Origin of the sequence: Pseudomonas sp. UW4, assembly GCF_000316175.1 — a bacterium.
Classification (GTDB): Bacteria; Pseudomonadota; Gammaproteobacteria; order Pseudomonadales; family Pseudomonadaceae; genus Aquipseudomonas; species Aquipseudomonas laurylsulfatiphila.
Map to the genome: position 1 here is coordinate 357,003 of NC_019670.1, position 21,401 is coordinate 378,403.

A 21,401-nucleotide genomic window follows, 5' to 3' on the forward strand; every position below is an offset into this window, starting at 1 on the left:
GATTAGAAAAGGCGGGCCAGCAGCGCGGTCACGGCGGTTTCGACGCGCAGGATGCGCTCGCCCAGTTGTACCGGTTGCAGGCCGGATTTGCCCAGCAGGTCGATCTCGTAGGGAATCCAGCCGCCCTCGGGGCCGATGGCCAGGGTCACCGGTTCGCTGAGTGCGCGAGGGCAGGGCGGGTAATTGCCGGGATGCCCCACCAGGCCAAGGGTGCCGTCGGTGATCGCCGGCAAACGGTCCTCGACGAACGGCTTGAAGCGCTTCTCGATGACGACTTCCGGCAGCACGCTGTCCCGGGCCTGTTCGAGGCCGAGGATCAATTGCTCGCGAATGGCCTCAGGCTCCAGGAAGGGGGTCTGCCAGAAGCTCTTCTCGACGCGATAGCTGTTGACCAGCACGATACGTGGCACACCCATGGCCGCCACGGTCTGGAACACCCTGCGCAGCATCTTGGGGCGTGGCAGGGCCAATACCAGGGTCAGCGGCAGCTTGGCCGGTGGCGGCTGGTCGAGGGTGACGCGCAATTCCGCTTCGTCGGCGTCCAGGCGCAGCACTTCGGCCGAGCCCATCAGCCCGCCGATCCGCCCGACGCGCATGCTGTCGCCCACTTCGCAGCGGTGGACTTCCTGCATGTGGGTCAGCCGGCGATCACGCAGGATCGCCCGGTCGGCCGCAATGAAGTCCGCCTCTTCAAGGAGCAGCAGGTTCACGCTTGGGTCGCTGGCGGCTGGTCGTTGTGGTCGTCAGCCGGTTGGTCGTCCGGATGCTCGCCACGTTTGCTGATCAGGCTGCTGAACAGAATGCCGATTTCAAACAACAGCCACATCGGCACGGCCAGCAGGGTCTGCGAGAAGATGTCCGGTGGCGTCAGGATCATGCCGACCACGAAGCAGCCGATGATCACGTACGGGCGGATCTTCTTCAGGTATTTGACGTCGACCACGCCGATCCAAACCAGCAGCACAACGGCCACCGGAATTTCGAACGCCACGCCGAAGGCGAAGAACAGCGTCATGACGAAATCGAGGTAGCTGGTGATGTCGGTCATCATTTCCACGCCGGCCGGGGTGGCGGCGGCGAAGAATTTGAAGATCAGCGGGAACACCAGGAAATAGGCGAAGGCCATGCCGGCGTAGAACAGAAAGATGCTGGAGACCAGCAAGGGCACGGCAATGCGCTTTTCATGCTTGTACAGGCCCGGGGCGATGAAGCCCCAGATCTGGTGCAGGATCACCGGGATCGCCAGGAACAGCGAGACCATCATCGTCAGCTTCAGCGGCGTCAGGAACGGCGACGACACGTCGGTGGCAATCATCGTCGCGCCGGCGGGCAGGTACGCACGCAGCGGAGTCGAGACGAAGGTGTAGATCTGCTGGGTAAAGGCGAACAGGCCGGCGAAGATGATGAAAATCGCCGCTACGCAGCGCAGCAGTCGGGTACGCAACTCGGTGAGGTGCGAAACCAGCGGCATGTGCTGGTCGTTTTCAGGAAGATCGCTCATGGGGCTCGCGGCGGCAATGTTGGGTCATGAGGGGCCGGCGCAACGGGCGCAGCCGCAGGTGTAACGGGTTCAACCGGAGTGGTTGCAGCAACAATCGGCGCAGGCTCGACAGCTGCAACAGCAGACGTTGTCGCGGCAGCGGGGGCAGTTGCTTGAATCGTCTGCGCACCCACATGCTCGACCGGCGTCGGCTCCTGCTGGGTCGGCGTGAAGATTTTCCGCGCCTCCTGCTCAAGCGACAGGATGTGTTCGTTGTGCAGTTGCCGACGAATCTCGTCGGCACCGATTTCACGCTCAACTTCCTGTTTGATTGCGTTGAAGCTGCGCTTCAGACGTCCGACCCACAGGCCAGCGGTGCGCGCAGCGCCCGGCAAGCGCTCGGGACCCAGCACCAGCAGGGCGACGAGGCCGACGAGCAGCAGTTCAGAGAAGCTGATACCAAACATTAGTCAGTGCTCACACGTCTTTGCGGATCGGCTCTTCGACTTTCTGTGCCTGCACGTCGATGGTGTGCGGCTGGTTCACAGTGGTCTGTGGCTGGACCGGTGGAACCGGTTGGGCCGGGGTCGCATTCGGGTCGGCCGGTTTTTCGTCGTCGTTCATGGCTTTCTTGAAGCCCTTGATCGATTCGCCGACGTCGGTGCCGAGGTTTTTCAGTTTCTTGGTGCCGAATACCAGTACCACGACAACCAGGATGACGACCCAGTGTTTCCAGTCAAAAATGCCCATGCTGCTGCTCCTCTCTAATAGTTATTCAGGCGGACGGGCGCGAGGCTTTCTCGGCGTGTCCGGAGAGACCGAAACGACGGTCCAGTTCATCGAGTACAGCCTGTGGATGCTGCCCCAATTGGGCGAGCATGACCATGCTGTGGAACCACAAATCAGCGGTTTCGTAGATCACATCGCTGCAGTCGCCGCTGACGGCGGCGTCCTTGGCAGCAATGATGGTCTCGACCGACTCTTCGCCGACTTTTTCCAGAATCTTGTTCAAACCCTTGTGATACAGGCTGGCGACATACGAGCTGTCGGCAGCGGCGCCTTTGCGCTCTTCCAGCACCTCGGCCAGACGGGTCAGTGTGTCACTCATGTTTGTGCCCTGCGCAATAGATGGCATGCGGATCTTTAAGGACCGGGTCGACCGTTGTCCAGTCGCCGTTCTCGTAGACGCGGTAGAAGCAGCTCTGGCGGCCGGTATGACAGGCGATGTCGCCGATCTGCTCGACCATCAGGATGATGACGTCGGCGTCGCAGTCCAGGCGCATCTCATGCAGGGTCTGCACATGGCCGGACTCTTCGCCCTTGCGCCACAGCTTGCCACGCGAGCGCGACCAGTAAATGGCGCGGTTCTCGGCAGCGGTCAGTTCCAGTGCTTCGCGGTTCATCCAGGCCATCATCAGGACGCGCCCGGTCTTGTGGTCCTGGGCAATCGCCGGCACCAGGCCGTTGGCATCCCATTTGATCTCGTCCAGCCAGTTTTTCATCTTCGACTCCGACAGCGAGCCCGACACTTCATTAGTCAGGCTCAACGTTGAAACAGTGTGCCAGTGCGCAGCACAACTGGCTATCGGCGCACGACCAGATACAAACCGACGGCCATCATGATGCCGGCCGGCCAATAGGCCAACTGGTTCAGCGGTCCGCCCGCGGCGAGGATCGCTCCACCGGCCAGGTGCGCCGTGCCGAGCAGGCGCAGGAACCAGTCGTCCCGGCGTCGGTGCCACGCTGGCGGCGGGTCGTAGGCGTGGGGCTGGGACATGCGTTCGAGCAGGTCGCGGGCCATGTTGGCCAGGTGCGGGATCTGCTCGAACTGACTGTGCACGTTGCCGAGCAGGGCTTTGGGGCTGACCCGCTCGCGCATCCAGCGTTCGAGGAACGGCTGCGCGGTGTTCCACAGGTCCAGGTCCGGGTACAGCTGACGCCCCAGGCCTTCGATGTTCAACAAGGTTTTTTGCAGCAGAACCAACTGCGGTTGAACCTCCATGTTGAAGCGCCGAGCGGTCTGGAACAGGCGCATCAGCACCTGACCGAAGGAAATATCTTTTAACGGTTTTTCGAAGATCGGCTCGCACACAGTACGTATCGCCGCTTCGAATTCGTTGAGTTTGGTTTCTGCCGGCACCCAGCCCGAATCGATGTGCAACTGCGCCACGCGACGGTAATCGCGCTTGAAGAAGGCGAACAGGTTGCGTGCCAGGTAATCCTGGTCTTCCGGGGTCAGGCTGCCGACGATGCCGCAGTCGATGGCAATGTACTGCGGACTCCACGGATTCACGGTGCTGACGAAGATGTTGCCGGGGTGCATGTCGGCGTGGAAGAAGCTGTCGCGGAACACCTGGGTGAAGAAAATCTCCACGCCACGCTCGGCGAGCATTTTCATGTCGGTGCGCTGGTCGGCCAGGGTCGCCAGATCGGTGACCTGGATACCGTAGATGCGCTCCATCACCAGTACTTTCGGCCGGCACCAGTCCCAATAGACTTGCGGCACGTACAGCAGCGGCGAGCCGTCGAAGTTGCGTTTCAACTGGCTGGCGTTGGCCGCCTCGCGCAGCAGGTCGAGTTCGTCGTAGATGGTTTTTTCGTAGTCGCTGACCACGTCCACCGGGTGCAGCAGGCGCGCATCGGCGGAGAGTTTTTCGGCGGCGCGGGCGAGGATGAACAGCCACGCCAGGTCCTGGGCGATCACCGGTTTGAGACCGGGGCGGATCACCTTGACCACCACTTCTTCGCCGGTTTTCAGTTGCGCGGCATGCACCTGCGCCACCGAAGCCGAGGCCAGCGGCTCGACATCGAAACGGCTGAACACGTCGCTGATTTTCTTGCCCAGCTGTTCTTCGATCAGCTTGACCGACACTTGCGAGTCGAACGGCGGTACGCGGTCCTGCAGCTTCATCAGTTCATCGGCGATGTCCTCGGGCAACAGGTCGCGGCGAGTGGACAGGATCTGCCCGAACTTGATGAAGATCGGCCCCAGGTCCAGCAACGCCAGGCGCAGGCGCGCGCCACGGCTCAGGTCCAGGGTCTTGCGCGGGAACCAGCGCCACGGCAACGCGTAACGCAGCGCCCGCAGAAACCACGGTAGTGGCAGGGCGAACAGCAGGTCATCGAGGCGGTAGCGGATCACGACGCGCTGGATGCGCAACAAACGGCGGACGGCAAGCAGCTTCATGCGTTATCGCTTGGGTCGAGGGATCGGGAAAGGCGCTCGAAACGCGCCTCGAGACGTTCCAGATCGAGCTTGATCTGGTCCAGTTCACTGAATCGGGCTTCGGCTTCGCGCTGACCGACAAGGGTACGCGATTCTTCGGCCAGGTATTCGCCCAGGTTCTGGCCCAGGCTGGCAAAGCCTTGCTGGTACCAGCGGGCGCGACTGCGCAGGTGACCGCCGACCAGTTGTGTGGCGACCGGGCCGAGCCAGCGCGAGAGCTCGTACTCCCAGTCCAGCTCCAGGTCCTGGAGGATCGCCGCCAGTTCCAGCAGCACGCCGCTGTCGCCGTCGAGTTCGACTTCAGGGGCGTGCAGGACGGAAGTCTTGTCCTTGCTCATGGCCAGTTTCAACAGGCTCGAAGCCGGTGCGCGCAAGGTGCAATCGGCGCCGGTTTCCCACTGGGAGGCGAGCATCAGGCCTTCGTCGCTGGGCAGGATGAACAGGTGCAGCGCCGGGCTGCGGCAATCGACGGCAATCACTTTGCCGGTCAGATGCGCAAGCCGCGGCAGCGCTGTGCTGTCGAGGCGCAGCACCCGGTTCAGGCCGAGTTCAACGCTGGCGAGCAGGCCGGCGAGCAGCATCAGGGCTTGATGCCGCGGTGCAGGGCAACGATGCCTGCGGTCATGTTGTGATAGGTCACGCGGTCGAAACCGGCCTCGACCATCATCGACTTCAGGGTTTCCTGGTTCGGGTGCATGCGGATCGATTCGGCCAGGTAGCGATAGCTTTCCGAGTCGTTGGTGATCAGCTTGCCCATCAGCGGCATGAAGGCGAACGAATAGGCGTCGTAGGCCTTGGACATCAGCGCGTTGGTCGGCTTGGAGAATTCCAGCACCAGCAAACGGCCACCCGGCTTGAGCACGCGCAGCATCGAGCGCAGGGCATCTTCCTTGTGGGTCACGTTGCGCAGGCCGAAGGCGATGGTCACGCAGTCGAAATGGTTGTCCGGGAACGGCAGTTTTTCCGCATCGGCCTGGACGAATTCGACGTTGCCGGCCACACCCAGGTCCAGCAGGCGGTCACGGCCAACCTTGAGCATGGACTCGTTGATGTCGGCCAGTACGACCTGGCCGGTCGGGCCTACCAGGTGCGAGAACTTCCTGGTCAGGTCGCCGGTGCCGCCGGCGATGTCGAGCACGCGATTGCCGGCGCGAACGCCCGACAGTTCGATCGCGAAACGCTTCCACAGACGGTGCATGCCGCCCGACAGAAGGTCGTTCATCAGGTCGTACTTGGCGGCTACCGAGTGGAAAACCTCAGCGACTTTTTCCGCTTTCTGGCTTTCCGGAACGTTTTTGAAGCCGAAGTGAGTGGTGGGTTCGGCATCGCTGCCTTTGCGCTGATCAGTCATATCGCTGTCACCAAAAGAGAATGCGCGACATTCTAATCCCCAAGGCATGCTTTGTCTTGGCAAGGCTGAAGGTAAGATGGGCAACCATCGGGACGTTTTGACGCAGCAGAGGTCAAGATGCCCCGGGAAAGCATCCATAAAGCAGGAGTCATTCAATGGCCCGTATTAGTGTTGAACGTGCCCATGGCCTGGGCAAGGAAGCGGCTCGCGAGAAGGCCGACAAGCTGGCGCAGAAACTTTCCGATCAGTATGGCCTGGAGCCGCAGTGGTCCGGCGACACCCTGAACCTCAAGCGCTCGGGTGTGAAGGGGGCGGTGCATGTCAGTGAAGATTCGATCAAGGTCGATGTGGAGTTGGGCCTGATGATGTCGGCCATGAGCGGAATGATCAAAGCGGAAATCGAAAAGGCGCTGGATAAGGCCCTGGTCTGATTTTCTGGTTGAAATGAGACCCCCCTGTGGGAGCGGGCTTGCTCGCGAAGGCAGTCTGTCAGTTGACCAGGATGTTGACTGACACGACGCCTTCGCGAGCAAGCCCGCTCCCACATTTAGTTTGCGGTGCTCTCAAAGGTTTATGTCATTTGTTAGGGTGCCGTTTCTAATTTTTCTCCCTACTTTGTGCCAGAGCCCGACACTTATCCGGGCAGTTCCTCAAACCTTCTGCGCGTGAGGTGCACCATGGCCAAAGTTATTTTGAAGAAAAAAATCGACGCATCGACCAGCACGCTGGGCGACGTCAAATCCTATGCCCGCAAGATCTGGCTGGCAGGCCTGGGCGCCTACGCCAAGGTCGGCCATGAGGGCAGCGAATACTTTCAAGAGCTGATCAAGGCTGGTCAGGTTGTTGAAAAGAAAGGCAAAAAAGTAGTCGCTGAGAAACTTGAAGCGGCCAATGCCGAGATCGATGAAGTCAAGAGTGAAGTCAGCACTTTCAAAGGCCGTGTCGAAGTTCAACTCGACAAGGTCGAGAAGGCGTTCGACACGCGTGTCGCAAGTGCCTTGAATCGTATCGGCATTCCGTCTAAACATGACGTTGAGACACTCTCTGCTAAGCTCGATGAGCTGACGGCATTGCTCGAACGTGTCGCGCGTAAATCTTAAGGAGAACGGGATGGCTGTTAAAAAGAAAACCGAAAAAGAAGGCAGCTCGTGGATCGGGAAGGTTGAAGATTACTCCCGAAAAATCTGGCTGGCTGGTTTAGGCGTGTACTCGAAGATCGACACTGACGGCAGCAAACTCTTCGATGCATTGGTTAAGGACGGCGAAAAAGCCGAGAAGCTCACCAAGAGCGCTGTTGGCAAGACAGTCGACGCCGCCAAGGACTCCGCTTCTTCGGCCAAATCGCGCATCAGCGGCGTGAAAGATCGCGCACTGGGCAAGTGGGATGAGCTGGAAGGTGCTTTCGACAAGCGTCTGAACAGTGCCATCTCGCGTCTGGGCGTACCGAGCCGCAATGAAGTCAAGGCACTGCACAGCAAGGTCGAGACCCTGACCAAGCAAATCGAAAAACTGACCGGTGCCAAGGTCGCGCCTGTTGCGGCGAAAACCGCGGCAGCCAAGCCTGCTGCCAAGACTGCCGCCGCCAAGCCAGCCGCGAAAACGGCTGCCAAACCACTGGCAAAAGCAGCGGCTAAACCTGCTGCCAAACCTGCCGCTAAAACTGCAGCCGCCAAGCCAGCGGCCAAACCGGCTGCGGCGAAAGCTGTCGCCAAACCGGCTGCCAAGCCAGCAGCGGCCAAGCCTGCGGCTAAAACAGCTGCAGCAAAACCCGCCGCCGCCAAGCCGGCAGCCAAACCTGCTGCTGCGAAAAAACCTGCAGTGAAGAAGCCGGCAGCTCCAAAAGCCGCCGCGCCAAAACCAGCAGTAGCAGCTGCCAAGCCGGCAACCCCGGCAACCCCGGCAGCAGCTCCGGTCAGCGCCTCGAACTCCGCGACCGCGCCAACCCCTGCTGTCACCCCGACTGCCGCGCCAGCTCCATCGACGCCAACCAGTCAGTCCTGATTTTCAGGGCTCAAAAAAACGCCCGGCCTGCCAAGGTCGGGCGTTTTTGTTTGTGCGCGAATTTCTGAGCGACACAAGCCCACTGTGGGAGCGAGCTTGCTCGCGATAGCGGTGTATCAGTCGACATCCAGGTTGGCTGAACAGACGCCATCGCGAGCAAGCTCGCTCCCACAAGGGTTGGCGGGTGTCAGGCTTACTCGTGTGCTTCCAGGTACTGCATCGCCATTTGCTCCGTCGCCACTTTGATAGGTGGCAACAGATGCGGCGCCACCAGCATCATGATCTGGTAGACCACCAGCCGCACCTCGCCTTCGCGATCGAGAATCCGCTGGTAATCCAGTGAAAACAGCAGGGTCATGGTGATCTGTTCCACCAGTTGCCCTAACGCCTGAGTGTCGCTGACCAATTGCCCTTGAGCCTTCAAGCGTGCGAGCAACGACGCCAGTGTGCGCTTGAGTGCATTGAGCAGGTTGCGAATGCCCTTGGCCAGTTTCGGCAGGCGTCCGGCGAGGTTCGACAGGTCCTGGAACAGAAACCGGTAGTGGGACAGGCGCTCAACGATCAGATGCAGGAACAGCCAGTAATCTTCGGGGCCCAATTCGACGTCGGACGGTGGGTCGAGCAGCGGTTGCAGTTCACATTGAAAGCGCTCGAACAGCCCGAGTATCAGCGGTTCCTTGCCGTGGAAGTGGTAGTAGAGGTTGCCCGGGCTGATGCCCATTTCATTGGCAACTTCCATGGTGGAGACATTCGGTTCGCCCTTCTGATTGAACAACTGCAGGGCACATTCGAGGATCCGGTCGCGGGTTTTCATCCAGTCTTCTTAATGATCGGGTCTTGCCACGGCCGACAGCGGCCGTGGCTCGTTGAACGTCAGCGCACGCGCACGTAAGTACCGGGTGCTGCCTCCATCGGTGGGTAGTTCTGGTTGCCGAGCGCCATGTGGGTTTCCTTCTGCGCGCCGGAGCGTTCCTGAATCCAGCTCAGCCATTGGGTCCACCAACTGCCGTCGACATGCTTGGCGTCGTAGTACCAGGCACGGGGATCGCTGCTCAGTTTGCCGTTCTCGATGTAGTTGGCTTTCGGGTTGCTCGGCGGGTTGAGGATGCTCTGCACATGACCGCTGTTGGACAGCACGAAGCGCCGCTCGCCGCCGAGCAACAGCGTCGAGCGGTACACAGCGTCCCACGGTGTGATGTGATCATTGATGCCGGCGACGCTGAAGCTGTCGACGGTGACCTTCTGCAAGTCGATCGGCGTGCCACACACTTCCAGTCCGCCCGGGTGGGTCAGCGGGTTGTGCTTGAAGAAGTCCAGCAGATCGCCGTGCAGAGCGGCCGGCAGACGCGTGTTGTCGTTGTTCCAGTAGAGGATGTCGAACGCCGGTGGCTCCTTGCCCAACAGGTAGTTGTTGACGAAGTAGCTCCAGATCAAATCGTTGGGGCGCATCCAGGCGAAGACCTTGGCCATGTCGCGGCCATCCAGCACACCTTTCTGATAGGAGCGGCGCTTGGCAGCCTCCAGTGTCTGCTCGTCGGCGAACAGCGTAGCGGGGCTGTCCAGCTGGCTGTCGAGCAGGCTCACCAGATATGTCGCGCTGGACACCCTGCGCAGCTGCCGCTTGGCCTGCAAATGACCTTGCAGCGCGGCAATGGTCAGCCCGCCGGCGCAGGCGCCCATCAGGTTGACCTCCCGTGCGCCGGTGATCGCCCGGCAGACATTCATCGCTTCTTCCACGGCTTCGACGTAGGTCGAGAGCCCCCATTCGCGGTGACGCACATCCGGGTTGCGCCAGCTGATCATGAAGGTTTGCAGGCCGTTTTTCAGGGCGTACTGGACGAAACTGTTGTGCGGGCTCAGGTCGAAAATGTAGTACTTGTTGATTTGCGGCGGCACCACCAGCAGGGGCTTGGAATACTGCTTTTCGCTCATCGGCTTGTACTGGATCAACTCCAGCAGCTCGTTGCGAAACACTACGGCTCCGGTGGTAGTGGCGACCGTCCTGCCGACCTCGAACGCTTGCTTGGTGACTTGCCGGGGCAGGCCGTCGTTATGCAGCAGATCGTCCACCAGGTGGCCGATGCCCCGCACCAGGCTGTTACCGCCGGAATTGAACAGCTCCTTGACCGCCAGTGGGTTGAGCAGGGTGTTGGAGGGTGATAGGGCGTCGTTGAGCAAGGTGAAGGCGAAGTGGGCGCGGGCGCGGTCGTCCGGGCTCATGTTGCTCTCGTCGATCCAGCTTTTGACCTGCTTCTGCCAGCTCAGATAGGCCTGCAGGCTACGGCGATAAAACGGGTTGAGGCTCCACGCCGGGTCGGCGAAGCGACCGTCGTGCGGGTTGGTCGGGTGCAGGGTTTCGCCCAGCAGCACGCGGCCAAGCTGACCGCCGAGTTTGAGGGCATGCCGGGCGCTGTGCAGTGGGTTGCGCAAGCCATGGGCGGCCACACTGCGCAGGGTCGACAGCAGATCCCGACCGCGCAGGCCGGTAATCGCACTCTGTGCATTGATGAACGCGGCGGGAGTCGCTAAGGATTCCCTCGCTGGTTTCTCGCGCATGATTCAACACTCCTTCGTCTTCAGGCCAAAAACAAACACACTGAACCAGAACACCATAGACGCTGTAACGGGTTGTTGCGCGGCGTGGCGTCCTGCCGACCGCTGATGCAGCGCTTTAACTGCCCAATGGCGCCGGACGCGGATGCATCACCGCGCGCTGGCGCTCCTCCTCCAGGAATTTCATGATGATCGGGGCCACCGCTTCGGCCCGGGTAATCAGGAACAGATGACCGTCATCGATGATGTGCAATTGGGCGTTGGGAATCCGCCAGGCCAGCAAGCGCATGTTGACCAACGGGATCAACGGGTCATCGTCGCCGGCCAGTACCAGGGTCGGCTGGCGGATCTTGTGCAGCCAGTGGATGCTGGTCCAGCCGAGGCCGGCGAACAGCTGCCAGTAGTAACCGAGCTTGCCCGCCGAACGCACCTTGGCCGCATGGCTGGCGGCCAGCGTCGGGTCGCGACGGAACGCACCACCGTAGATCATCGGCGCAATGCGGATCACGTGGGACGGCTGGATGTAGCGTCGCGGGCTGGCCATCATCCACAACACTTTCGGCTTGCCCGGCACCATCACTGCACCCGCCGCCGTGGCGGCCAGCACGAGTTTCTTGCAACGCTCCGGATAGTCATAAGCGAACTGCTGGGCCAGGGCGCCACCCCAGGACACGCCGATGACGTTGACCTGCCCGTAGTCGAGATAGTCGAGCATCCGCGCCGTGAGCTTGGCCAGCCCCGGAAAACGATACGGCCGGTTTGGCGTCGACGAACCGCCGACGCCGGGTACGTCGAAGGCGATGACTTCCAGGTCCGGGTCCAGCGCCGCAATGAACGGGAATACCAGCTCCAGGTTGGCGCCGATACCGTTGAAAATCAGCAGGGGCGTCAAGTGAGGCTTGCCGGGGCGTACCGCCGTGCGGAGCGTCTGGCCATCCAGGTCGACGGTACGGAATATGAAGGGTTGCGGCATGCTTCAGGCCCTGTGGGTCGCTTTTTCCAGTTCATCCCCGCCCCCTGTGGGAGCGAGCTTGCTCGCGATAGCGGAGTGTCAGTCAGCGCATATGCCAAACCTGCCACCGTCATCGCGAGCAAGCTCGCTCCCACAGGGAAGTCGAGGTGTGTCAGTTACCGCTCATGCACGTAAGTGCCCGGTGCAGCTTCGCCCGCCGGGTATGCCTTGTTGCCCAGTTTCAGCGGAGCTTTTTTCAGGTTGCCCGAGCGCTGTGCCTGCCAGGCCTGCCAGTGCAGCCACCACGAATCGGCGTGCTTGGTCGACTCTTCCTGCCATTCATCGGCATTGGCGGGCATTTCAGTGCTGGTCATGTAGCGCGATTTCGGATTGCCCGGCGGGTTCAGGATGCTCTGGATATGCCCGCTGCTGGACAGCACGAATTCAACATTGCCGCCGAACAGTTGCGCCGACTTGTAGCAGGAGCGCCACGGGGTGATGTGGTCGCTGGTCCCGGCCAGGGAAAAGATATCGGCGGTGACCTGCTTCAGGTCGATCGGTGTGCCGCACACTTCCAGTGCATTCGGACGAATCAATGGATTGCTTTTGAACATTTCGATCAGGTCGCCGTGGAACGCGGCCGGTAAGCGGGTGGTGTCGTTGTTCCAGAACAGGATGTCGAATACCGGTGGCTCGTTGCCCAGCAGGTAGTTGTTGACCCAGTAGTTCCAGATCAGGTCGTTGGGGCGCATCCAGGCAAAGACTTTCGCCATGTCGCGGCCTTCCAGCACGCCGGCCTGATAGGAGTGGCGCTTGGCGCTTTCGAGGGTTTGTTCATCGACGAACAGCGCCACATCGCTGTCCAGGGTGGTGTCGAGCACGCTGACCAGGAGGGTGAGGGCGTTGACCTTGTTCTCGCCAATCGCTGCGTAATGACCCAGCAGTGCGGTGCAGGTGATGCCGCCGGAGCAGGCGCCGAGCATGTTCACGTCCTTGCTGCCGGTGATCGCGGTGACCACGTCGACCGCTTCCTTGAGCGCCTCGATGTAAGTCGACAGGCCCCACTCACGCTGCTCCTTGGTTGGATTGCGCCAGCTGACGATGAAGGTTTGCACGTTGCTGCGCAGGCAGAACCGCGCCAGGCTTTTCTCCGGGCTGAGGTCGAAAACGTAGAACTTGTTGATTTGCGGTGGCACCACCAGCAAAGGGCGCTCGTGCACCTGCTCGGTAGTGGGCCTGTACTGGATCAGCTCCAGCACGTCGTTGCGAAACACCACTGCACCTTCGGTCACGGCCAGGGTCTTGCCGACTTCGAATGCCCCCATGTTGACCTGGCTCGGCATGCCGCCGTTGTGTACCAGGTCCTTGGCCAGATGCGAGAGGCCGTCGAGCAGGCTTTTACCGCCGGTTTCGAAGAAACGCTTGACCGCCGCCGGGTTGGCCGCCGTGTTGGTCGGGGCGAAGGCCTCGGTCATGAGGTTGATCACGAAGTGCCCGCGACTGACGTCCTTGGCCGGCAGGTTGCTGTCATCGATCCAGTCGTGGAGTTCCTTGCGCCACGCCAGGTAGGTTTGCAAATAACGTTTGTAGAGCGGGTTCTGGCTCCAGGCCGGATCGGCGAAGCGACGGTCGTCGCTATTCGGAAGAAGCTCGGATTTGCCTAGCAGTACGTTCTTGAGTTCAAGACCGAAATGGGCGACATGCCTGGCGCTGTGAATCGGTTGTTTGATGGCCTGCCTGAGCACCATGCGAGCAGAAGCCAGTAGATCCTTTCCACGCAATCCAACGACAGGATTCAGCCCCAAGGTGTTTTCGGAGGCTTGTTGCTTCAAGTCATCGTTATTCTTGTTACTCATCTACGACGCTCCAATGTCCTGAGACGAGTACCCGGGGCCTGCTGTGCAGTCACACAATCAATGCCAGGTACTGCTGCTCGGGTGACCGTTAATACTGCATCGCTGCTTTTGTTCGCAGTGAGCACTGCAGGGAACTTGCCAGTTCCATTGGTTACCCGAGTTTAATTTTTTTCGCAAGCAGGCCAAGCGACGGCCCTGAAGCGGAGCATTCAAACAGATGAAATTAGAAAATGCCCTCTAAAGAGCAAGAGGCTCGGATTAGAGCATCAGCTTGACGACGGATTCGTTCGGGTCGCGGGTTTTTCCGGCGGCCTTGAGTTCGGCCAGATAATCTTCCCAAAGTGCGTCATAACGTCGCGCCAGTTCGTAGAGGTATTCCCAAGTGAACAGACCGCTGTCGTGACCGTCATCGAAGGTCAGTTTCAGTGCGTACTGACCGGCCGGTTCTACCTTGGTCAGGCCGACGTTGATCTTGCCAAATTGCAGGATGGGTTTGCCGTGGCCCTGGACCTCGGCGGAAGGCGAGTGCACGCGCAGGAACTCGGCGGGCAGGGTGTATTCCTCGCCGGACGCGTATTTCAGCGACAGGGTTTTCGAGGCTTTGTGCAGCTTGATGTCGGTGGGAAGTTGGGTCATGAGTGGATGTCCGTTTGTGTGTGGGACCCCCGATTCAAATGTGGGAGCGGGCTTGCTCGCGAAGGGGCCTTAACATTCAACAGTGATGTTGATTGTCAGACCGCTTTCGCGAGCAAGCCCGCTCCCACAGGGTCCGTCATCGTTGTAAGTATGGCTTACAGGATATAACGGGACAGGTCTTCGTTCTGCGCCAATTCGCCCAGGTGGCTGTTGACGTAGTCGGCGTCGATCTGGATCACCTTGCCGTCATGGGAGCTGGCCAGGTCGCCGGCGCTGAACGACACCTCTTCGAGCAGGCGCTCGAGCAGGGTGTGCAGGCGACGGGCACCGATGTTTTCGGTCTTCTCGTTGACCTGCCAGGCGATCTCCGCGATGCGCTTGATGCCGCTCGGCTGGAACTCGATGCCCAGGCCTTCGGTTTTCAGCAGTGCGCAGTATTGCTCGGTGAGCGAGGCGTGAGGCTCGCTGAGGATGCGTTCGAAATCTTCCGGGCTCAGGGCCTTGAGTTCGACACGGATCGGCAGACGGCCTTGCAGCTCGGGCACCAGATCGCTCGGCTTGCTCAGGTGGAACGCACCGGAAGCAATGAACAGGATGTGGTCGGTCTTGACCATGCCCAGCTTGGTGTTGACGGTGCAGCCTTCGATCAGCGGCAGCAAATCGCGCTGCACGCCTTCGCGGGATACATCGACGCCGCCGGAATTACCACGCTTGGCGACCTTGTCGATTTCGTCGATGAACACGATGCCGTGCTGCTCGACGGCTTCCAGGGCCTTGGCCTTCAACTCTTCATCGTTGACCAGACGGCTGGCTTCTTCGTCGCGCACCATCTTCAGCGCTTCTTTGACCTTGAGCTTACGGGCTTTTTTCTTGCCCTTGCCCATGTTGGCAAACAGGCTTTGCAGCTGGTTGGTCATTTCTTCCATGCCCGGTGGCGCGGAGATGTCGACGCCGGCCATTTCGGCGACTTCGATTTCGATCTCCTTGTCGTCCAGCTGACCTTCGCGCAGGCGCTTGCGGAACAGCTGGCGGGTGTTGGAATCGGCAGTCGGGGCGTCGTCGTTGCTGAAGCCCATGCGCGCCGGTGGCAGCAGGGCATCGAGGATGCGCTCTTCGGCGGCATCTTCGGCGCGGTGGCGAACCTTGACGATTTCCTGCTCGCGCAGCAGCTTGATCGCGGCATCGGCCAGGTCACGAATGATCGATTCGACGTCGCGGCCGACATAGCCGACTTCGGTGAATTTGGTCGCTTCGACCTTGATGAACGGCGCATTGGCCAGTTTCGCCAGGCGACGGGCGATCTCGGTTTTACCGACGCCGGTCGGGCCGATCATCAGGATGTTCTTTGGCGTGACTTCAACGCGCAGCTCTTCAGGCAGCTGCATGCGGCGCCAGCGGTTGCGCAGGGCAATGGCGACGGCGCGCTTGGCATCGTCCTGGCCGATGATGTGACGGTTGAGTTCGTGGACGATTTCACGGGGAGTCATGGACATAATATTCAGTGGACCTCAAGCAAGAATGAGCCGTGGTGCGGTGGCTGCACGGGCTTACTCGGCGCAGTCCTGCTCCTCAATGGTCTGGGTGTGGTTAGTGAATACACAGATGTCGCCGGCGATACCGAGGGCAGTTTCGACGATTTCCCGGGCTGACAGATCGGTCTTTTTCAGCAGCGCGCTAGCCGCGGCCTGGGCGTAGGCGCCACCGGAACCCATGGCGATCAGGCCGTCTTCGGGTTCGACCACGTCACCGTTGCCGGTAATGATCAGGGAGGCGTCCTTGTTGGCGACCGCGAGCATGGCTTCAAGGCGGCTCAGGGAGCGGTCGGTGCGCCATTCTTTGGCGAGTTCGACGGCGGCGCGCACCAGGTGGCCCTGGTGTTTTTCAAGCTGGCCTTCGAAACGTTCGAAGAGGGTAAAGGCGTCGGCGGTGGCACCGGCAAAACCGGCAATGACCTGGCCGTGGTACAGGCGGCGAACTTTTTTCGCGTTGCCTTTCATCACGGTATTACCAAGGGAAACCTGGCCGTCGCCGCCCATGACGACTTTGCCGTGGCGGCGAACTGAAACGATGGTGGTCAAGGGGAGAGTCTCCACGCAGCGGGGCGAAAATGCCTTATGCCCATTCATATGGGGGTGGTGGAGGGTTTTTCAACTGTAAGGCGAGAGAGGGGACGAGTGGTGTGAGCCAGATGGGAGCGGTGGTGTTTGCCAAGGCCCCTTCGCGAGCAAGCCCGCTCCCACATTGGATCGCGGTCGAATGTGGGAGCGGGCTTGCTCCGGGCGGCGTTCCGACGAAGAACGATGACACGGTGCCTGTGGCAGTCGATCAGCGGCTCTGGCGTTGTTGTAACAATAGATTGCTGAAGCCGGCGCCGGCCAGTTGTTTCTGGGCGGTCGTCAGTTGTTCGCGGTTGCTGAACGGTCCGACCAGCACCCGATACCAGGTTTCGTCCTTCACCGTACCGGACTCAACCGAAACGGCCTGGCCCAGCAGGATGATCTGCGCCCGAACCTTGTCCGCATCGGTCTCTTTGCGGAAGGAGCCAGCCTGCAGGAAAAACTTCGTCACAGGCGCAGCCTTGACCGGTGGCGCTGGTGGCGGCGTGATCCCGGCCAATGCAGCCTGGGCGCGAGCCGTGTCGATCTTCGCCGCTTCGGCCGGGGTGACCGGCGTTGTCGGGATGGCCGGCACTTGCGGCGTTGGCAGGGTTTTTTCCGGCACGGCATCCGGCGGCACGATGACTTCCGATTCCGGCAGCAAGGTGTAGAAGTCGTACTTCGGCTTCACCGGTTGCGTCGGGCTCGGCGGGGTCTTGTTGGCCTCGGCGATCTTGCTGGCTTTCTGCTGTTGCTCGACCTTTTCACGCTTGACGGTGTCGCTGCCCTTGCCTGGTTCCAGCTTCATCAGGAACACGATGAACGCGCCGACCGTCAGGCCGATGGCCATCCACAGCCAGCCCGGGATCGGTTGCTTTGCAGGAGCTTGGTAACGGCTGGCGCCACGCTTGGGTGCAGGTTTTTTCTTGGCAGCCAACTTACATACGCTCCAGAGTTTCCAGGCCCAAGAGTTCCAGGCCTTGCTTGAGGGTGCGTCCGGTCAGCGCAGCGAGGCGCAGGCGGCTCTGCATTTGTGCCGGGGTATCGGCGGCGAGGATCGGGCAGTTCTCGTAGAAACTGGAGAACAGGCCGGCGACGTCGTACAGGTAAGTGCAGAGGATGTGCGGGGTGCCTTTTTCGGACACGTTGTTCAGGATTTCACCGAACTGCGCGAGCTTCGCTGCCAGTTCGTGTTCGTGCGTCGCTTCGAGCACGATCTGGCCGTCGACTTCGCTGAAGTCCTTGCCGAGTTTGCGGAACACGCCGGCCACGCGGGTGTAGGCGTACAGCAGGTAGGGCGCGGTGTTGCCTTCGAAGTTGAGCATCAGGTCGAAGTTGAAGCTGTAGTCGCTGGTGCGGTGCTTGGACAGGTCGGCATATTTCACTGCGCCGATGCCCACCACCTTGGCGATGTTGCGCAACTCGGCCTCGGCCAGTTCCGGGTTCTTGTCCTTGACCAGGGTGTAGGCACGCTCCTGGGCTTCGGTCAGCAGGTCGATCAGCTTCACGGTGCCGCCGTCACGTGTCTTGAACGGACGGCCGTCAGCGCCGTTCATGGTGCCGAAGCCCATGTGTTCCATTTCCATCGGATGGGTCACGAAACCGGCCTTGCGCGCCACGGCGAACACTTGCTGGAAGTGCAGGGCCTGACGCTGGTCGACGAAGTACAGCGCGCGATCGGCCTTGAGCTTGCCACTGCGATAGCGCACGGCCGCCAGGTCGGTGGTGGCGTAGAGGTAGCCGCCGTCTGCCTTGACGATGATCACCGGCAGCGGGTCGCCATCGGCGTTCTTGAACTCGTCGAGGAACACGCACTGGGCGCCGTTGCTCTCGACCAGCATGCCAGCGGCCTTCAAATCGTTGACCACGTTGATCAGGTCGTCGTTGTAGGCACTTTCGCCCATCACGTCGGCCATGGTCAGCTTGACGTTGAGCAGTTCGTAGATCTTCTGGCAGTGCGACAGCGAGATGTCCTTGAACTTGGTCCACAGTGCCAGGCAGTCGGCGTCGCCGGCCTGCAGCTTGACCACCAGGCCACGAGCGCGGTCGGCAAACTCTTCGGATTCGTCGAAGCGCTGCTTGGCGGCGCGGTAGAAGTTCTCCAGGTCCGACAGCTCGTCGCTGGTGATCGGGTTTTCCTGCAGGTAAGCCATCAGCATGCCGAACTGGGTGCCCCAGTCGCCGACGTGGTTCTGACGGATCACGGTGTCGCCGAGGAATTCGAGAACGCGGGCTACACCGTCGCCGATGATGGTCGAGCGCAGGTGGCCGACGTGCATTTCCTTGGCCAGGTTCGGCGCCGACAGGTCGACCACGGTGCGCTGAAGCGGGCCAGCCTTGCGCACGCCGATGTGGTCATCGGCCAGGGCGGCGTCCAGGCGGGTCGCCAGGGCGTCGGTGTTCTGGAAGAAGTTCAGGAAGCCAGGGCCGGCGATTTCGGCCTTGCTGACGTTTTCGTCAGCCGGCAGGGCGGCGATGATTTTTTCCGCCAGATCGCGGGGTTTCATGCCGGCCGGTTTGGCCAGCATCATGGCGATGTTGCTGGCGAAGTCGCCGTTCTTCTTGTCGCGGGAGTTTTCCACCTGGATCGCCGGCGACAGGCCTTCAGGCAACACACCTTCGTTGACGAGTTGGGTGATGGCTTGTTGGATCAGCTGGCGAATGGTGTCTTTCATGGTCTTCTCTTTCGACCGCAGGCGCGGCGGCGCATCATGCGCTGGTGGAAAAACTGGGCATTATCCGTTGCGAAGACGGGCTTGCCAACCTTAGCAGGCAGGTTGTGGATGTGTGGTGACAATTCGACCGCAATCGCGAGCAAGCTCGCTCCCACAGGTTTTGTGGTGGACACATATTGTATGCCCACTGAAATACCATTGTGGGAGCGAGCTTGCTCGCGATTACGGGTTTGAAATCAATACAAATCCACAGGATCAACATCCAGCGACCAGCGCACCGCCCGCCCGCTCGGCATCTGCTCCAGCACCAACAACCAACTGGCCAGCAACCGATGCAGCGGCGCCCGCGCCGTAGCCTGCAACAGCAGTTGGGCACGATAACGTCCGGCCCGTCGTTCCATCGGCGCCGGTACCGGCCCCAACAGTTCGATCCCGGTCAAACCCTGTTCAGCCAGCAAGCGCTCGGCCTCGCTGCACGCCTCATCGAGAAAACCTTCGGCCTGGCCCGGTTTATGCGCTTCGGCCCGCAACAACGCCAAATGGGCAAACGGCGGCAAACCAGCCGCACGGCGTTCGCTCAGGGCCTGTTCGGCGAAGGCGAAATAGCCTTGTTCGGTCAGTTGCACCAGCAGCGGGTGGTCGGCCAGGTGCGTCTGGATAATCACCTTGCCCGGCTCTTCGGCGCGGCCTGCGCGGCCGGCGACCTGGACGATCAACTGCGCCATGCGTTCGCTGGCGCGGAAGTCGCCGGAGAACAGACCGCCGTCGGCGTCGAGGATCGACACCAGCGTCACCCGTGGGAAGTGGTGGCCTTTGGCAAGCATTTGCGTGCCGATCAGGATGCATGGCTGGCCTTTCTGAATGGTCGCGAACAGCTGGTTCATCGCGTCCTTGCGCGATGTGCTGTCGCGGTCGACCCGCAGCACCGGATAGTCCGGGAACAGAATCGCCAGGCGCTCCTCGGCCCGTTCGGTGCCGGCGCCGACGGGGCGCAGATCGACCTTGTTGCACTTCGGGCACTGGCGCGGCACGCGTTCGACGTAGCCGCAGTGGTGGCAGCGCAACTCGCCGTAACGCTGATGCACGGTCATTCGCGCATCGCAGCGCTGGCACTCGGACATCCAGCCGCAATCGTGACACAGCAGGGTCGGGGCGAAGCCGCGGCGGTTAAGGAATACCAGTACCTGCTGCCCGGCGGCCAGGGTCTGGCCGATGGCTTGTTGCATCGGCCCGGAAATGCCGCTGTCCAGCGGGCGGCTTTTGACATCCAGGCGCAGGAAGCGCGGCTGTTTGGCCCCGCCGGCGCGCTCATTCAGGCGCAGCAGTCCGTACCGGCCGGTGTAGGCGTTGTGCAGGCTTTCCAGCGAGGGGGTGGCGGAGCCGAGGACGATCGGGATGTTTTCCTGTCGCGCCCGCACCAGCGCCAGATCGCGGGCGTGGTAGCGCAAGCCTTCCTGCTGTTTATAGGAACCGTCGTGCTCTTCGTCGATGATGATCAGGCCAGGGTTCTTCATCGGCGTGAACAGGGCAGAACGGGTGCCGATAATGATGTCGGCCTCACCGTCCCGGGCGGCCAGCCAGGCATCGAGGCGTTCGCGGTCATTGACCGCCGAATGGATCAGCGCGATGCGGGCATTGAAGCGCTGTTCGAAGCGCGCCAGGGTCTGCGGGCCGAGGTTGATTTCCGGGATCAGCACCAGTGCCTGCTTGCCGGCCTCGAGGGTTTCGCGGATCAACTGCAGATAGACTTCGGTCTTGCCGCTGCCGGTGACGCCGGCCAGCAGGAACGCGTGGTAACTGTCGAAGCCGGCGCGAATGGCCTCATAGGCGGCGCGCTGCTCCGGGTTCAGCGGCAGTTCCGGTTGCGCCAGCCAGTGTTCATGGCGTGCACCGGGGGCGTGGCGACGGATCTCGACCTGCACCAGCTCCTTGGCCAGCAGCAAGTCCAGGCTGTCCTTGCTCAGCATCAGTTTGCTCAGCAACTGATGGGCGACGCCGTGGGGATGCTGGGCCAGCGTGGCCAGGGCTTCGCGCTGGCGCGGGGCGCGGGCGATGCGCGGATCATCGAGGCTGGCGCCTGGCGCGACAGACCAGAAGCGTTCCTGTCGCGCTTCCGCCAGTTCACCCTGGCGCAGCAGCACCGGCAATGCCCAGCTCAAGGTGTCGCCGAGGCTGTGCTGATAGTACTGAGAGGTCCACAGGCACAGCTTGAACAGCGCGGGCGGCAGCGGTGGCGTAGCGTCGAGCAGGGCCAGGGCCGGCTTGAGTTTCTCGGCCGGTACTTCGCTGGTATCGGTGACTTCCACCAGAATCCCGATCATCTCGCGCCGGCCGAACGGTACCCGCAGGCGCATGCCGGGGTGCAGTTGGGCACGCAGGACGCCGGCCGGAGCGCGGTAGTCGAACAGGCGGCGCAGCGGCGAAGGCAGGGCGAGGCGCAGAATGGCGTCGGGCACGCGGGGGGATCTCGATCAACAGGCAATAATGGGGTTTGGCACATAACTTGTGGGAGCGAGCCTGCTCGCGAATAGGGAGTATCAGTCAGCAATTAAGTCGCCTGACACACCGCATTCGC

The 21,401-nt window shown here is 61.3% G+C and carries 22 protein-coding genes; 3 read left to right on the top strand and 19 right to left on the bottom strand.

All coding sequences use genetic code 11. The features are described from left to right. Positions 1-2: 2 nt before the first annotated feature. From PPUTUW4_RS01620 to ubiE, 9 genes are all read right to left on the bottom strand, one after another. Positions 3-710, bottom strand: a complete 708-nt coding sequence (locus PPUTUW4_RS01620; RefSeq protein ID WP_015093117.1) for a 16S rRNA (uracil(1498)-N(3))-methyltransferase — start codon at positions 708-710, stop codon at positions 3-5. Further along, positions 707-1,519: a twin-arginine translocase subunit TatC gene (tatC, locus tag PPUTUW4_RS01625; RefSeq protein WP_177325107.1), complete on the bottom strand. Its 813-nt coding sequence runs from the start codon at positions 1,517-1,519 to the stop codon at positions 707-709. Before tatC ends, PPUTUW4_RS01620 begins: the two co-directional genes overlap by 4 nt. Beyond that, a complete protein-coding gene (gene tatB, locus PPUTUW4_RS27715; RefSeq protein WP_015093119.1) occupies positions 1,498-1,947 on the bottom strand; it encodes a Sec-independent protein translocase protein TatB in 450 nt (149 codons plus the stop codon). Before tatB ends, tatC begins: the two co-directional genes overlap by 22 nt. Before the next feature lie 10 nt (positions 1,948-1,957). Beyond that, the gene (locus PPUTUW4_RS01640; RefSeq protein ID WP_015093120.1) at positions 1,958-2,230 is read right to left on the bottom strand and encodes a twin-arginine translocase TatA/TatE family subunit; all 273 of its coding nucleotides are present in this window, start codon (positions 2,228-2,230) and stop codon (positions 1,958-1,960) included. A 25-nt stretch (positions 2,231-2,255) separates the two neighbouring features. Beyond that, the gene (locus PPUTUW4_RS01645) at positions 2,256-2,588 is read right to left on the bottom strand and encodes a phosphoribosyl-ATP diphosphatase (protein ID WP_007975564.1); all 333 of its coding nucleotides are present in this window, start codon (positions 2,586-2,588) and stop codon (positions 2,256-2,258) included. Then, positions 2,581-2,982 carry a phosphoribosyl-AMP cyclohydrolase gene (gene hisI, locus PPUTUW4_RS01650; protein ID WP_015093121.1) on the bottom strand — a complete coding sequence of 134 codons (402 nt, stop codon included), beginning with the start codon at positions 2,980-2,982 and terminating at the stop codon, positions 2,581-2,583. The genes PPUTUW4_RS01645 and hisI overlap by 8 nt, the downstream gene beginning before the upstream one ends. Before the next feature lie 80 nt (positions 2,983-3,062). Continuing rightward, entirely contained in the window at positions 3,063-4,667 is a 1,605-nt protein-coding gene (ubiB, locus tag PPUTUW4_RS01655) for a ubiquinone biosynthesis regulatory protein kinase UbiB (protein ID WP_015093122.1), read from the bottom strand. Next, complete coding sequence (locus PPUTUW4_RS01660) at positions 4,664-5,287, bottom strand: SCP2 domain-containing protein (RefSeq protein WP_015093123.1); 624 nt, start codon at positions 5,285-5,287, stop codon at positions 4,664-4,666. The genes ubiB and PPUTUW4_RS01660 overlap by 4 nt, the downstream gene beginning before the upstream one ends. Further along, positions 5,287-6,057: a bifunctional demethylmenaquinone methyltransferase/2-methoxy-6-polyprenyl-1,4-benzoquinol methylase UbiE gene (ubiE, locus tag PPUTUW4_RS01665; RefSeq protein ID WP_007975568.1), complete on the bottom strand. Its 771-nt coding sequence runs from the start codon at positions 6,055-6,057 to the stop codon at positions 5,287-5,289. The genes PPUTUW4_RS01660 and ubiE overlap by 1 nt, the downstream gene beginning before the upstream one ends. A 155-nt stretch (positions 6,058-6,212) precedes the next feature. Here ubiE and PPUTUW4_RS01670 point away from each other — a divergent pair, with 155 nt between their 5' ends. The 3 genes from PPUTUW4_RS01670 (at position 6,213) to PPUTUW4_RS01680 (ending at position 8,058) form a co-directional block, all read left to right on the top strand. Further along, positions 6,213-6,488: a polyhydroxyalkanoic acid system family protein gene (locus PPUTUW4_RS01670; RefSeq protein ID WP_015093124.1), complete on the top strand. Its 276-nt coding sequence runs from the start codon at positions 6,213-6,215 to the stop codon at positions 6,486-6,488. A gap of 246 nt (positions 6,489-6,734) precedes the next feature. After that, on the top strand, positions 6,735-7,157 hold the full coding sequence (locus tag PPUTUW4_RS01675; protein WP_015093125.1) for a phasin family protein: 423 nt from the start codon (positions 6,735-6,737) through the stop codon (positions 7,155-7,157). Between the two features lie 10 nt (positions 7,158-7,167). Continuing rightward, on the top strand, positions 7,168-8,058 hold the full coding sequence (locus PPUTUW4_RS01680) for a phasin family protein (protein ID WP_015093126.1): 891 nt from the start codon (positions 7,168-7,170) through the stop codon (positions 8,056-8,058). 193 nt (positions 8,059-8,251) lie between these two features. On the opposite strand, the gene PPUTUW4_RS01685 is transcribed toward PPUTUW4_RS01680, so the two are convergent. The 10 genes from PPUTUW4_RS01685 to PPUTUW4_RS01730 all read right to left on the bottom strand — a co-directional run bounded on the left by PPUTUW4_RS01685 (position 8,252) and on the right by PPUTUW4_RS01730 (position 21,282). Beyond that, positions 8,252-8,872 carry a TetR/AcrR family transcriptional regulator gene (locus PPUTUW4_RS01685; protein WP_007975574.1) on the bottom strand — a complete coding sequence of 207 codons (621 nt, stop codon included), beginning with the start codon at positions 8,870-8,872 and terminating at the stop codon, positions 8,252-8,254. A 59-nt stretch (positions 8,873-8,931) separates the two neighbouring features. After that, positions 8,932-10,614 carry a class II poly(R)-hydroxyalkanoic acid synthase gene (phaC, locus tag PPUTUW4_RS01690; protein ID WP_015093127.1) on the bottom strand — a complete coding sequence of 561 codons (1,683 nt, stop codon included), beginning with the start codon at positions 10,612-10,614 and terminating at the stop codon, positions 8,932-8,934. A gap of 115 nt (positions 10,615-10,729) precedes the next feature. After that, positions 10,730-11,584: a poly(3-hydroxyalkanoate) depolymerase gene (phaZ, locus tag PPUTUW4_RS01695; RefSeq protein WP_007975576.1), complete on the bottom strand. Its 855-nt coding sequence runs from the start codon at positions 11,582-11,584 to the stop codon at positions 10,730-10,732. Positions 11,585-11,739: 155 nt separating this feature from the next. Further along, a complete protein-coding gene (gene phaC, locus PPUTUW4_RS01700) occupies positions 11,740-13,419 on the bottom strand; it encodes a class II poly(R)-hydroxyalkanoic acid synthase (protein WP_015093128.1) in 1,680 nt (559 codons plus the stop codon). 258 nt (positions 13,420-13,677) lie between these two features. Further along, positions 13,678-14,055: a DUF971 domain-containing protein gene (locus PPUTUW4_RS01705; RefSeq protein WP_007999201.1), complete on the bottom strand. Its 378-nt coding sequence runs from the start codon at positions 14,053-14,055 to the stop codon at positions 13,678-13,680. 155 nt (positions 14,056-14,210) lie between these two features. Then, the gene (hslU, locus tag PPUTUW4_RS01710) at positions 14,211-15,548 is read right to left on the bottom strand and encodes an HslU--HslV peptidase ATPase subunit (RefSeq protein ID WP_015093129.1); all 1,338 of its coding nucleotides are present in this window, start codon (positions 15,546-15,548) and stop codon (positions 14,211-14,213) included. A 54-nt stretch (positions 15,549-15,602) separates the two neighbouring features. After that, complete coding sequence (gene hslV, locus PPUTUW4_RS01715; protein WP_007975582.1) at positions 15,603-16,133, bottom strand: ATP-dependent protease subunit HslV; 531 nt, start codon at positions 16,131-16,133, stop codon at positions 15,603-15,605. Between the two features lie 247 nt (positions 16,134-16,380). After that, positions 16,381-17,088, bottom strand: a complete 708-nt coding sequence (locus tag PPUTUW4_RS01720; protein WP_015093131.1) for an SPOR domain-containing protein — start codon at positions 17,086-17,088, stop codon at positions 16,381-16,383. Position 17,089: 1 nt separating this feature from the next. Beyond that, the gene (gene argS, locus PPUTUW4_RS01725) at positions 17,090-18,826 is read right to left on the bottom strand and encodes an arginine--tRNA ligase (protein ID WP_015093132.1); all 1,737 of its coding nucleotides are present in this window, start codon (positions 18,824-18,826) and stop codon (positions 17,090-17,092) included. A 236-nt stretch (positions 18,827-19,062) separates the two neighbouring features. Beyond that, entirely contained in the window at positions 19,063-21,282 is a 2,220-nt protein-coding gene (locus PPUTUW4_RS01730) for a primosomal protein N' (RefSeq protein ID WP_015093133.1), read from the bottom strand. Positions 21,283-21,401: the final 119 nt, after the last annotated feature.